14 protein-coding genes are annotated in these 12057 nt (G+C 69.4%); 8 read left to right on the top strand and 6 right to left on the bottom strand.

Annotated features, from left to right (window positions below):
- The first annotated feature begins 3 nt into the window (after positions 1-3).
- The 3 genes from folK to H6G16_RS01930 are packed head-to-tail and all read left to right on the top strand — an operon-like array spanning position 4 to position 2690.
- Positions 4-603: a 2-amino-4-hydroxy-6-hydroxymethyldihydropteridine diphosphokinase gene (folK, locus tag H6G16_RS01940; protein WP_190388650.1), complete on the top strand. Its 600-nt coding sequence runs from the start codon at positions 4-6 to the stop codon at positions 601-603.
- 54 nt (positions 604-657) lie between these two features.
- Positions 658-1218, top strand: a complete 561-nt coding sequence (locus H6G16_RS01935; RefSeq protein ID WP_190388649.1) for an NUDIX hydrolase — start codon at positions 658-660, stop codon at positions 1216-1218.
- Complete coding sequence (locus H6G16_RS01930; RefSeq protein ID WP_190388648.1) at positions 1218-2690, top strand: FAD-binding domain-containing protein; 1473 nt, start codon at positions 1218-1220, stop codon at positions 2688-2690. The genes H6G16_RS01935 and H6G16_RS01930 overlap by 1 nt, the downstream gene beginning before the upstream one ends.
- A gap of 12 nt (positions 2691-2702) precedes the next feature.
- Here H6G16_RS01930 and H6G16_RS01925 read toward each other — a convergent pair whose 3' ends face one another.
- Both H6G16_RS01925 and H6G16_RS01920 read right to left on the bottom strand, forming a co-directional pair.
- Positions 2703-3908: a DegT/DnrJ/EryC1/StrS family aminotransferase gene (locus H6G16_RS01925; RefSeq protein ID WP_190388647.1), complete on the bottom strand. Its 1206-nt coding sequence runs from the start codon at positions 3906-3908 to the stop codon at positions 2703-2705.
- A 10-nt stretch (positions 3909-3918) separates the two neighbouring features.
- Positions 3919-4536, bottom strand: coding sequence for a thioredoxin family protein (locus tag H6G16_RS01920; RefSeq protein WP_190388646.1), 618 nt, complete (start codon positions 4534-4536; stop codon positions 3919-3921).
- A 28-nt stretch (positions 4537-4564) separates the two neighbouring features.
- Here H6G16_RS01920 and H6G16_RS01915 point away from each other — a divergent pair, with 28 nt between their 5' ends.
- Complete coding sequence (locus tag H6G16_RS01915) at positions 4565-5149, top strand: hypothetical protein (RefSeq protein WP_190388735.1); 585 nt, start codon at positions 4565-4567, stop codon at positions 5147-5149.
- Here the strand turns inward: H6G16_RS01915 and H6G16_RS01910 are convergent.
- Both H6G16_RS01910 and H6G16_RS01905 read right to left on the bottom strand, forming a co-directional pair.
- Entirely contained in the window at positions 5058-5522 is a 465-nt protein-coding gene (locus H6G16_RS01910) for a hypothetical protein (protein WP_190388645.1), read from the bottom strand. The two genes, H6G16_RS01915 and H6G16_RS01910, sit on opposite strands and share 92 nt — an antisense overlap.
- Complete coding sequence (locus H6G16_RS01905; RefSeq protein ID WP_190388644.1) at positions 5516-6349, bottom strand: FAD-binding domain-containing protein; 834 nt, start codon at positions 6347-6349, stop codon at positions 5516-5518. Before H6G16_RS01905 ends, H6G16_RS01910 begins: the two co-directional genes overlap by 7 nt.
- Positions 6350-6375: 26 nt before the next feature.
- On the opposite strand from H6G16_RS01905, the gene fabI reads away from it, so the two are divergent.
- The 4 genes from fabI to hisB are packed head-to-tail and all read left to right on the top strand — an operon-like array spanning position 6376 to position 9800.
- A complete protein-coding gene (gene fabI / locus H6G16_RS01900; protein ID WP_190388643.1) occupies positions 6376-7158 on the top strand; it encodes an enoyl-ACP reductase FabI in 783 nt (260 codons plus the stop codon).
- Positions 7155-8219, top strand: coding sequence for an agmatine deiminase family protein (locus tag H6G16_RS01895; RefSeq protein WP_190388642.1), 1065 nt, complete (start codon positions 7155-7157; stop codon positions 8217-8219). The genes fabI and H6G16_RS01895 overlap by 4 nt, the downstream gene beginning before the upstream one ends.
- Positions 8220-8227: 8 nt before the next feature.
- Positions 8228-9163: a carbon-nitrogen hydrolase gene (locus tag H6G16_RS01890; protein ID WP_190388641.1), complete on the top strand. Its 936-nt coding sequence runs from the start codon at positions 8228-8230 to the stop codon at positions 9161-9163.
- A 4-nt stretch (positions 9164-9167) separates the two neighbouring features.
- Positions 9168-9800, top strand: coding sequence for an imidazoleglycerol-phosphate dehydratase HisB (gene hisB, locus H6G16_RS01885; RefSeq protein WP_190388640.1), 633 nt, complete (start codon positions 9168-9170; stop codon positions 9798-9800).
- A gap of 29 nt (positions 9801-9829) precedes the next feature.
- Here the strand turns inward: hisB and lpxI are convergent, their stop codons facing one another.
- Both lpxI and hisS read right to left on the bottom strand, forming a co-directional pair.
- The gene (gene lpxI / locus H6G16_RS01880; protein ID WP_190388639.1) at positions 9830-10663 is read right to left on the bottom strand and encodes a UDP-2,3-diacylglucosamine diphosphatase LpxI; all 834 of its coding nucleotides are present in this window, start codon (positions 10661-10663) and stop codon (positions 9830-9832) included.
- Positions 10664-10754: 91 nt separating this feature from the next.
- Entirely contained in the window at positions 10755-12035 is a 1281-nt protein-coding gene (gene hisS / locus H6G16_RS01875) for a histidine--tRNA ligase (RefSeq protein ID WP_190388638.1), read from the bottom strand.
- Positions 12036-12057: the final 22 nt, after the last annotated feature.

Here is a 12057-nt window from a genome sequence, read left to right as displayed (position 1 = left end):
CACGTGCGCGCCAGTCTCGCTGATCAGACCGGCCCAGGCGCCTCCCCCACCCTGGCCATTGCCCTGGGAGCCAACCTGCCAGGCCCCAGTGGCAGCCCGCTCGCCACCCTGATCGCCGTGCGCCCCCTGCTCGAGGCCGGGGTGCAGGGGTGGAACCAGGGCCTGCCGCCGCCTGGGCAGCCAGCAACCTTTCGCTGGTCTCCCCTGTTTGAAACCCAACCCGTGGGCGGCCCCCCTGGCCAAGCCAACTACCTCAATGCCGTGGTGCTGGTGGATGGCCCCAGCCCCCCCCACACCACAGCAGCGGAGGCACTGCTGGAGCGGTTGCAAAGGCTCGAGCAGCACTTTGGCCGGGAGCGCCACGAACGCTGGGCCCCCCGCAGCCTCGACCTCGACCTGCTGTGGTGGGGGGATCTGCGCTGCCAAACTCCCCAGCTCCAACTGCCCCATCCCCTCTGGCACGAGCGGGACTTCGTCCTGGCCCCGCTGGCTGCCCTGGGCGAGGGTCCAGGAGCAAAAACCCTGGCACCAAGCTGCACGGCGATGGTCCTCCCCGGTCGAGCCGGCTGGCCAGAGCACCTGGAGGGAAACCGTGGTGGGTGAACAGCGGCCATCCCTGCGCGATGCTGACGGCACCGCTGCACTCACCGCTCGCCCATGGCGCCCCTCCCCGCTCCTGAGCCCGCGCGCCACCTGGAAACCACCGCGGCGCTCGAGGCCCGCAAGATCCGCTTTGAGGTGAACCGGGTCGAACTGCCGATGGGTGTGGTGGGCAGCTTCGGCCTGATCCGCCACCCCGGCGCCTCCCTCGCCGTACCCGTACTCGACGACGGCCGGGTGGTTGTGCTGCGCCAGTACCGCTTCGCGGTGGCCACCCGGTTACTGGAATTCCCCGCCGGCACCCTCGATGACGGTGAAGATCCCCTCAGCACCATGCGGCGGGAGCTCCAGGAGGAGGCCGGCTACAGCGCCAGCCGCTGGGATGCCCTGGGGGCAATGTTGCCCTGTCCGGGCTACTCCGATGAGGTGATCCACCTGTTCCTGGCCCGCGAGCTCAGCCCCCTGGCCGAGCCCCCCGCCGGCGACGACGACGAAGACCTGGAGGTGCTGTTGATGGAACCGGCCGAACTCGATGCGGCCTTGGCCAGCGGCAATGAATACCTCGATGGCAAGAGCGTGACCGCCTGGCTGCGGGCCAAGCAACTGCTTGGCCTCTGATGACTCCACCCCGCTGGCTGTTCTGGCACCGCCGCGACCTGCGCCTGGCGGACAACCGGGGCCTGGCTGCTGCGGCCGCCACCACCCCGGCGGTCACCGGGGTGTTTGTGCTGGATCCGGCCATCCTGTCGGAGCCCACCATGGCGCCGGCACGGCTGTGGTTTCTGTCTGAGAGCCTGAAGGAGCTGGAGCAGAGCTGGCAGCAGGCCGGCAGCAGGCTGGTGGTGCTCCGCGGAGATCCAGCCGAACTCCTGCCGCGCCTGGCCTGCGCCCTTGGCGCCGACGTGGTGGCGTGGAACCGGGACGTGGAGCCGTTCGGGCGCGAGCGCGACCGGCGGGTGGCGCGGGCCCTGCAGGCGGAGGGGCGCAAGGTGCTGGCCGATTGGGACCAGCTGCTGATCCCCCCGGAAGCCCTCAAAACCGGCAACGGCGACCCCTATCGGGTCTATGGACCCTTCTGGCGCAGCTGGCGCCGCAAGGTGGAGGAAGCCAGCGCTGCCGGCACAGCAGCCTCCGGTGGCTTGGATCCCCTGCCGCCGCCAAATGCCCTGATCGATCTTGATCCCGCCCAGCTCGCCGGAGCCCTAGCAGATCTGCCGATCGCGAGCCCGGACTTGGAGCATGGCTTTAGCGGCGCCGCGCAGTGCCCCTGCCACCCCGGCGAACGGGCGTCCCAGGAACAGCTGCAAACCTTCTGCAATGGCGATGGCCGCTCCATCCCCCTGCTGGGCTACGAACCGGGCCGCAACATCCCGGGCGAAGCGGGCACGTCGAGCCTGAGCGCCGCCCTCAAGTTCGGCACACTCAGCCCCCGCCAGGCCTGGGCCGCCGCCCAACAGGCCCGTCCGCTGGCCCGCAGCCAGGAGGAGGAGCACTCCATCCAGGTGTGGGAGCAGGAACTGGCCTGGCGCGAGTTCTACCAACAGGCCCTGTTCCATTTCCCGGAGCTGGCGGACGGGCCCTACCGGCCCCAGTGGCGCGCCTTCCCCTGGGACAACGACCGCGGCTGGTTTGAGGCCTGGAGCGAGGGGCTCACGGGCATGCCGATCATCGATGCGGCCATGCGCCAGCTCAACGCCAGCGGCTGGATGCACAACCGCTGCCGCATGATCGTGGCGTCCTTCCTGGTGAAGGACCTGATCTGCGACTGGCGCTGGGGTGAAGCCGCCTTCATGGCGCGGCTGGTGGATGGTGATCTGGCCGCCAACAACGGCGGCTGGCAATGGAGTGCCAGCAGCGGCATGGACCCCAAGCCCCTGCGCATCTTCAATCCGGCCACCCAGGCCAGCAAGTTCGATCCCGAGGGCACCTACATCCGCACCTGGCTGCCAGAGCTCAGCCATGTGAGCACCCGCGACCTGATCAGTGGCGAGATCGCGCCCCTGGAGCGCCGGGGCTACCCGGCACCCTTGGTGAACCACAAAAGCCAACAGGCCCGTTTCAAGGACCTCTACGCCACGATCAAGGCTTGAGTCAGGCGGGGCTCAAACAGCGACGGGTTGGCCCACCACGCTGTGGAGCACCTCGATCACCCGCTGCTGCTGCACGTCGCTGAGCTCGGGGAAAATCGGCAGGCTGAGCACCTCACTGCAGAGACGCTCGGTGATCGGCAGCGATCCCGGGCCGTAGCCCAGCGCGTCGTAGGCCGGCTGGCGGTGGATGGGGATGGGGTAATAGATGATCGTGCTGACGCCAGCCTCCTGCAGCTGCTGCTTGAGCCAGTCGCGGCAGCAGGCCTCGGGAAGGGAGAACGTGGCGCTGTCGGACGAGGGCACACAGGCCCCCGGGGCCGCCTCGCAGGCCCGGGCACCCGGGCACTGGGGCACCCGCAGCACGAATTGGTTCCAGCTGTGCCCAGCGGGACCGGCTTCCGGTAAGGCCACGGCGCCCAGGGCGGCCAGCTGCTCGCGGTAATGGCGGGCGATGGCGCCGCGGCGCTCCACCCAGCGGGGCAGATGGGGCAGCTTGACGTTGAGAACGGCCGCCTGGATGGCGTCGAGGCGGCTGTTGTAACCCAGGGCCGTGTGGAGGTAGCGGCGGGGCATGCCGTGCACCGCCAGCTCGCGGATGGCCTGGGCCAGCTCGGTATCCCGGCAGGTGATCGCGCCCCCATCCCCGCCGCCACCGAGATTCTTGGTGGGGAAGAAACTGAAACAGCCCGCATCCCCCCAGCTGCCCACGGGTCGGCCGGCCCAGCTGGCTCCCGTGGCCTGGGCACAGTCTTCGATCACCTTGAGGCCATGACGGGCCGCGATCGCGCACACCCGCTCCATGTCCACGGGGCGGCCGAACAGATGGACCGGGAGCAGGGCCCTGGTGGCGGGGGTGATGGCCGCTTCCAGCTGGTCGAGATCGATCAGATAGCTGCTCTCTTCCACATCCACAAACACCGGCGTGGCGCCCACGGCGCTGATCGCTTCAGCGGTGGCGAAAAAGCTGAAGGAGGCCGTGATCACCTCATCGCCTGGGCCGATGCCCAGGGCCCGCAGGGCCAGGATCAGGGCATCGGTGCCGCTGTTGCAGCCGATGGCGTGGGGGACGCCACAGGCCGTGGCGAAGTCGGCTTCAAAGCGGGCAATCGTGGCGCCGCCGATGTATTGACCACTGCGCAACACCTCCAGCACGGCCTGATCGAGAGCTGCACCCAGCTCCTGGATCTGCTCGCTGAGGCTGAAGGGGGGCACTTGCATGGGGAGCAACTTAAGTCGCCCACCACTCCGGCTCGCGGCCGGGATGCCACTTGATGTTGCAGCCGATCGACGGGCGCTGCTCCCCGTTCACCGGATCTCCCGCGAGGACGGCAGCGATGGCGGCCCGCAGATCCCGACCGTCGCAGGGCTCGCCCTGACCGGGACGGGTGCCATCCAACTGGCCGCGATACGCCAGCCGATGGTCAGGCCCAAACAGGAACGGGTCGGGCGTACAGGCCGCCTGAAACGCCCGGGCCAGGGCCTGGTCGGCATCAAAGAGGTAGGGGAAGGTCCAGTGACAGGCAGCGGCCTGGGCCCGCAGACCCTCCGGGCCGTCCTGGGGATGGCTGAGGGTGCTGTTACTGGAGATGCCGATCAGCTGCAGCCCATCGGGGCCCGTGCCTCCCGCGTGATCGCCCGCTAGCCGGGTGATCTCGGGCTCGATGTGCTTCACAAACGGACAGTGGGCGCAGAGAAACAGCACCAGCACCGGGCGCCCCGCCAGTGCCGCCAGATCGAGAGGAGCGCCGCTCACCTGGCGGGTGCTGCCGGCGTCCAGCTCGTCGGCGATCCTCTCCAGGGGCAACGGTGTGCCCAGCGGCAGCATCGTGGAGGGGGTGAGGGCCATGATTCCCATCGCTCCGCAATGCGACCCAATTGTGACCCCATTCCGGAGACTCCCCAGCCTGAGCCGTGCCCTGGCCACGGTCCTCGCCACCGGCCTGGGAGCCAGCCTTCTCAGTGCTTGCGTGCCGGCCCACCGCCATGCCACCTGGGCGATCTACCCCCTGCAGCGCCGGCTGCCCCACGACGGCCTCGCCGTGGTGAGCCAGCCCGATGGCTACGGCCTGCACATCTGGATCGACACCGACACCCGCCAGAGCGGACGCTGCCAGCCCCGCTGGAGCGCCGATGCGGCCCGCCTGTTCAACGGCAATGGCACGGCCCCCTTCAGCTCGGGCCTGGCCCCGCGCCAGGAATTCTTCCAGGCCGTCGCCCGGGCGGACGTGCGCCGGGCCCTGCGCGAGCAGAGCGAGGCCCTGTGCCGCGGGCGGGCACCACGCAGCAGCTTCAGCTGGGTGGAGCCGCCCCGCACGGCCCAAGAGATCAAACCCGTGCCCTACCCCCTGCTGGAGGAAGCCGACCTGCTCAGCGATCCCAACGCCGTGCTGGAACAGGAGGAGCGGCTGCTCCAGCCCGCGCCCACAGCGCCGGCTCAGCCCGGCGCCAGTAGCGACTGAAACGGCCCAGATCCAGCGGCTCCGGCAGCTCTACGAAGGGCTCGGGCTCGAGCACCTGCACCGGCAGCTGGGCAGCGATCCGTTCCCGCAAAGCCTCGAAGCGGGGATCCACCGCCGCGCTGGTCACCACCCCATCGGCCCCATGGCGACGGGCAAAGGTCAGCACCTCCTCGGCCCCATCGCCGTGGCGCAGGGTCACCGGCAGCTCCAGCAGGCACTCGTAAAGAAAGCCCAGGCGCTTGAGGCTCAGGTCCGCCTGCACGATCAAGTCCCGATCAAACACGAACACCGCCGGGGCCCCCGGGTGGGCCACCAGGGCGGGGTTGGCCGGCCCGAGGGCCTCGCCGTGAATCCAGAGCACGGGCCTCAGCATGACGGCGCCCCCAGCAACGCGGCCTGAAGCTGCTCGTAGCTGGCGTCAAACGGGCAGGTGCCATCGGTGGCGGCCCTGCAGACGCGGCAGTAGCGCCCGGAGCTGAAGCGCTCCAGGTTGTCGCGGTTGAACAGGTAGGGCTTGCTGCTGAAGCTGCTGGCCACCCACTGCCAGCTGAGGTTGTTGCTGGCGGGATCCCCGTCGAGCAGGTGCTGCAGAAACCAACGGGCGCCGGCCTGCCAACGCACCCGGCGCCAGTGCACCACGTAGCTGGCCAACCACATCCGGGCATGGTTATGCAGCCAGCCGGTGGTGTGCAGCTCCTGCACAAAGCCATCCATGCAGGCCAGACCGGTGCGGGCCTCGAGCAGATCCGCCGGCAGCGCGTTGGCGTAGTGCTCGGGGGCATGGCCCGTCTTGAGCGGTTCGCGATCGCGCCAGATGCCATCGCCGAGCTGGCGCCAGAGCCGCTGCCAGTAGTCGCGCCAGCCCAGTTCATTGATCAACTTGGCGGCGGCCTGGGGAGGCTGGCCGCTGCGCTCCAGCCAGGCGAACACCTCCTCACGCACCTCCACCAGGCTGAGCACGCCATGGCGGATCCAGGGCGACAGGCGGGTCACCGCCCCATCGAGGTGATTGCGGCTGCGGCCATAGGCGCCTGGATCGATGGCCGCCAGGGCAGCAGCAGCGGCTTGGCGTCCCCCCCGGATCGGGCTCAGGTCGCCGGCAGCCTCGGGAAACAGCTGCCGCAGGGTGGCCTGCAGCTCCGTTCGGCTGGCGAACTGGCGGGGCAGATCCCCGGGTGGGAGAGAATCCCCCGATCGCATCGTTCCGGCTCCCGGCTCCTGCTCCCATGCTCCTTGATTTGCGCGGCAAGACAGCCCTGGTGACGGGCATCGCCAACAACAAGTCGATCGCCTGGGGGATCGCCCAGCAGCTGCACGCCGCCGGTGCTGAGCTCGGCGTCACCTACTTGCCCGATGACAAGGGCCGCTTCGAGGGCAAGGTGCGCGAGCTCACCGCCCCCCTGGCCCCCACCCTGTTCGAACCCCTCAACGTGCAGGACCCGGCCCAGATCGAAGCCGTGTTCGCCCGGGTGAAGGAGCAGTGGGGTTCCATCGACGTGTTGGTGCACTGCCTGGCCTTCGCCGGCAAGGACGAACTGATCGGCGACTACTCCGCCATCAGCCCCGAGGGCTTCGCCCGGGCCCTGGAGGTGAGCGCCTACTCCCTGGCACCCCTCTGCCGCTACGCCAAGCCCCTGTTCAACCCGGGCGGCAGCGTGATCACCCTGAGCTATCTGGGGGCCGAGCGGGCCATCCCCAACTACAACGTGATGGGCGTGGCCAAGGCGGCCCTGGAGGCTTCGGTGCGCTACCTGGCCGCCGAGCTGGGCCCCGAGAAGCAGGTGCGGGTGAATGCCATCAGCGCCGGCCCGATCCGCACCCTGGCCAGCAGCGCCATCGGCGGCATCCTCGACATGATCCACAACGTGGAGGCCAAGGCCCCCCTGCAGCGCACCGTGACCCAGGAGGAGGTGGGCAGCACCGCCGCCTTCCTGGCCAGCCCCCTGAGCTCCGGCATCACCGGTCAGGTGATCTACGTGGACGCCGGCTACTGCATCACCGGGATGTGAGCGGCACCGCTGAGGGAGCACCCAGCCGCCGCCTACCAGCGGAGTGGGAACCGGTGGGCGCGGTGCTGCTGGCCTGGCCCCGCGCCGGAGGGGACTGGCAGCCCTATCTGGAGGAGGTGCGGGCCTGCTACCGGCAACTCCTGACGGTGCTCACGGAGCTCGTGCCCGTGCTGCTGCTGGTGGAAGACCGTGAGCGAGCCCTGGCCGAGCTAGGCCCTGCCCTGGCCTGCCTGGCTGCAGGCCCCAAGCCGCGGCTCCAGGTGCTGGCCAGCCCCGCCCGCGACACCTGGACGCGCGACTACGGCCCGATCACCGTGCTGGAGAGGCCCACCACACCCCAGGGCAGCGCACGGGAGGTCCCCCTGCTGCTGGATTTCCGCTTCAACGGCTGGGGCGGCAAGTACGACAGCACGGGAGATGACGCCGCCACCGGTGCCCTGCACGCCGCCGGAGCCCTGGGCCCCACCCCCCTGCAGCGGCTGCCGCTGGTGCTCGAGGGCGGCAGCATCGACAGTGACGGGCAAGGCACGCTGCTGACCACCAGCAACTGTCTGCTGGCGTCCAGCCGCAACCCGGACCTGGACCGCTCGGCGTTGGAGGGGGAGCTGCGCCAGCAGCTCGGGGCAGACCGGGTGCTGTGGCTGGAACAGGAGGCCCTGGCCGGGGATGACACCGACGCCCACATCGACACCCTGGTGCGCTTCTGCCCCCAGGACACCCTGGTGCACGTGGCCGACGCGGCACTCCAGCGCCAACTGCAGACGTTGCGCACAGCCACCGGCGCCCCCTACCGGCTGGTCCCCCTGCCGGCAGGGCCGACACGGCGCGCCCCCGATGACGACAGACCACTTCCAGCCACCTACGCCAATGCCCTCTTCCTGAACGGCACCCTGCTGCTCCCGACCTACGGGGACCCCGCACGGGATGGGGCGGCCGCAGCGGCCTGGAGCCAGGCCTGCCCGGGCTGGAGGATCCTCCCCCTCGACTGCACGGCGCTGCTGCTGCAGCACGGCTCCCTGCACTGCGCGACGATGCAGATCCCGGCGGAGGTGTTCCGTTGACCGTGAGGATGCAGGACCCATCGGGCCGGACCCTGCGGGTGGGGTTGCTGCAACAACGCTGGCGCGGCGAGGCGGAAGCGATGCGCCAGGCCACCGAAGCGGCGGTGCGCCGGGTGGCCAGCGCCGGTGCCCAGTTGGTGATCTTCCAGGAACTCCAGGCCGGTCCCTATTTCTGCCAGCGCGAGGACGTGGCCCTGCATGATCTGGCGGAGCCGATTCCCGGCCCCTCGACGCGGGTGTACGGCGAACTGGCCCGGGAGCTGGGGGTGGTGCTGGTGATCAGCCTGTTTGAGCGGCGGGCGCCAGGCTTGAGCCACAACACCGCAGTGGTGCTGGAGCGGGACGGCACCATCGCCGGCACCTACCGCAAGATGCACATCCCGGACGATCCAGGCTTCCACGAGAAGTTCTATTTCGCCCCTGGAGATCTGGGCTTTGAACCGATCACCACCAGCGTCGGCCGGCTGGGGGTACTGATCTGCTGGGATCAGTGGTATCCGGAGGCGGCGCGGCTGATGGCCCTGGCCGGAGCTGAGCTGCTGGTCTACCCAACGGCGATTGGCTGGGATCCCGACGAGGAGGCGGACGAACGCCAGCGCCAGCGTCAGGCCTGGATCACGGTGCAGCGGGGCCATGCCATCGCCAATGGACTGCCCGTCCTGGCCGTGAACCGCTGTGGACTGGAGCGGGACCCAAAGGCCTCGGGATCAGGGCTCGAGTTCTGGGGCAGCAGCTTCGCCTGCGGACCCCAGGGAGAGCTGCTCGCCGAGGCGCCCGTCGACGGGGAGTCCGCGTTAACCGTGGACCTGGACCTGGGCCGCAGCGAAACGGTGCGGCGCTGGTGGCCCTTTCTGCGGGATCGGCGCGTGGACGCCTACGGCGACCTGCTGCAGCGCTGGCGGGATTCTGCTGTCAGCATGGGGAATCCAGAGCGCGTGCAGTGAAGGCATGACAGCCGTCGTAGGGCAGAACGGTCTCAACCGACGGGGCACCGTGCATCGCACCACCGGCGAGACCGATGTGCGCGTGACGCTGGGACTGGATGGCAGCGGCCGCTGCACGGTGAACACCGGCGTGCCGTTTCTCGACCACATGCTCCACCAGCTGGCCAGCCATGGACTGATCGACCTGGAGATCAGCGCCAAGGGCGACACCCACATCGACGACCACCACACCAACGAGGACGTGGGCATCGCCGTGGGCCAGGCCCTGGCCCAGGCCCTGGGCGACCGTCGCGGCATCCACCGCTTCGGCCACTTCGTGGCCCCTCTGGATGAGGCCCTGGTGCAAGTGGCCCTCGACTGCTCCGGCCGGCCCCACCTCAGCTACGGCCTGAAGATTCCGGCCCAGAAGATCGGCAGCTACGACACGGAGCTGGTGAAGGAGTTCTTCGTGGCCGTGGCCAACAACAGTGGCCTCACCCTGCACATCCGCCAGCTGGATGGGGTGAACTCCCACCACATCGTGGAAGCTTGCTTCAAAGCGTTTGCGCGGGCCCTACGGCTGGCGGTGGAACTGGATCCCCGCCGGGCCGGCGCCGTACCCAGCAGCAAAGGGGTGCTGGAGCAGGCGGGAGGATGAATCGAATCGAGCCCGAACCGGGTCACGGTTCAGTCCACATTCGGCTCCCGCGACCACAAAAACAGCCCTAGGCGCTCGGCGTCAGCCATGGTTTGCTCGGCATCGAGCAACAGGGCGCTGCGGGCCTCCCAGGCGATGCCAGCCAAGCCCGCCGCTGCGGCCTTGGCCACGGTGGTGGGCCCAATGCCGGGAAGATCCATGCGCCGGTCCTGGTTGAGCTTGGGGGCCTTGTACAGCACCCCGGAGCGGCCCGACTCCGGCCGATCGGTGCGGGTGGAAGCCACCCACTCGAGCATGGCGTCCGTGCCAGGCAGGGCTTCGGTGGCGAGGCACAGGCCCTTGGCCACTACCGCACCCTGGCCCACATCCACCTGGGAGATGGCCTCGACGATGTAAGCCGCCCGCTCCACGTCGGCCCGATCCAGATCGCTGGGCACGGTGCTGGCGTAGAGGCCGGGCTCCGGCAGCAGATTCGGGGCCACGTCCTCGATGCCCACCACCTTCAGGCCGTGCTCCTCGATGATCTGGGCTAGGGCCCGCAGGGAGGCGTCATCGCCATTGCGCAGCGACGCCAGGATGCGGGGGGCGGCCATCAAGGTGGACCCCTCAAAGCGCAGCAAGTTGAGCGACCGCGGCCGCACAAACTTGCCCACCATCACGATCTGGTCGATGCCCCGCTGCTGCAACGACTTGATGAAGGCAATCGAACGCTCGAAGAAAAATTCCTCCGCCGCCGGCACCTCCACCTCCAGTCCATGGGGGTAACAGGCAATGTGGGCGCGGCCCGCGCGGGTGAGAGCCTCCGAGAGCATCCTCGGCAATGCGCCCTCACCGGCAATGATCGCGAGGGTCGGATCACCCATCAGGGCCGCAGCTGCTCCGCTCTCAGTGGTGTAGGCAGTCAAAGGCCCAGCACCCGGGAGTGGCCTGCTCCGGTGGACAGGTCCTACGGCGTCATGATCTCGGCAGGGACGCTGCGAGGGCCTCAAGCAGGGCTTCGGGGCTGAGCCGCCGATCGGCTTGCTGATCACTGCCGGAGCGCAGATCCTTGAGGCCCACCACGCCATCGATGGCCTCCTGGTCGCCAATCACGGCCGCCCAGCGCGCTCCGGAGCGATCGGCCCGCTTGAACTGCTTACCAAAGGCGGCTCCACTGGCATCGCGCTCCACTGCCAACCCGGCCTGGCGGCAGCGGCGCGCCAGGGCCAGGGCCTGGGTAGCCGCCGCCTCACCGCGGCTCACCACATAGAGATCCAACGCCGGAATGGTCGCCATCGGCTGCTCCAGCTGGCTGAGCAGCAACACCAAGCGCTCCATCCCCAGGGCCCAGCCGATCGCCGGCGTCGCCGGCCCGCCCAGTTGCTGCACCAGCCCGTCGTAGCGGCCGCCACCGCACACCGTGGCCTGGGCGCCCAGCTGGCTGCTGGTGATCTCAAAGGCCGTGTGGCTGTAATAGTCCAGGCCCCGCACCAGCCGGGGGTTGAGCACATAGGGGATGCCCAGGGTCGTAAGGGCCTGCTGCACGGCCACAAACCGGGCCTGGCTCTCCTCACTGAGGGCCGAGGCCAGGCTGGGGGCCTCCGCGAGCAGGGCCTGGGTATCCGGGTTCTTGCTGTCGAGCACCCGCAGGGGATTGGTGTGGATGCGGTCCTGGGAATCGGCATCGAGCCGCTCGCGCCGCTGCTCCAGCCAGGCCACCAGCTGCTCGCGATAGCGGGCCCGGTCCTCGGCGCTGCCCAGGGAATTGAGTTCCAGAGCCAGGCCACCCACGCCCAGTTCGGCCAGCAGATCCCAGGCCACCGCAATGGCCTCCACATCGCTGCAGGCATCGGCAAAGCCCAAGAGCTCCACCCCGATCTGGTGGAACTGGCGCTGACGACCCGCCTGGGGGCGTTCATAGCGGAACATCGGCCCGCCATACCAAAGCCGCTGGGGCCCCTGGCTCAGCAGACCGTGCTGGATCGCCGCCCGCACCACCGATGCGGTGCCTTCCGGTCGCAGGGTGCAGCTGCGCTCGCCGCGATCGAGAAAGGTGTACATCTCCTTGCCCACCACATCGGTGGCCTCGCCGATGCCGCGGGCGAACAGCTCGGTGACCTCCAGCAGGGGCGTGCGGATCTCGGCGATACCGGCACGGCGGAACTGGTCCCGGGCCGTGGCCTCCACGTGCTGCCACAACGCGATCTGCTCCGGCAACAGATCGACCATGCCACGCAGGCTCTGCAGCGACGCCAAGGCGAAAGGAGCGGGTGGGGTG

This window comes from Cyanobium sp. FACHB-13342, from assembly GCF_014697415.1.
Taxonomy (GTDB): Bacteria; Cyanobacteriota; Cyanobacteriia; order PCC-6307; family Cyanobiaceae; genus Cyanobium_A.
This window is presented reverse-complemented; position numbering and strand designations above follow the sequence as displayed.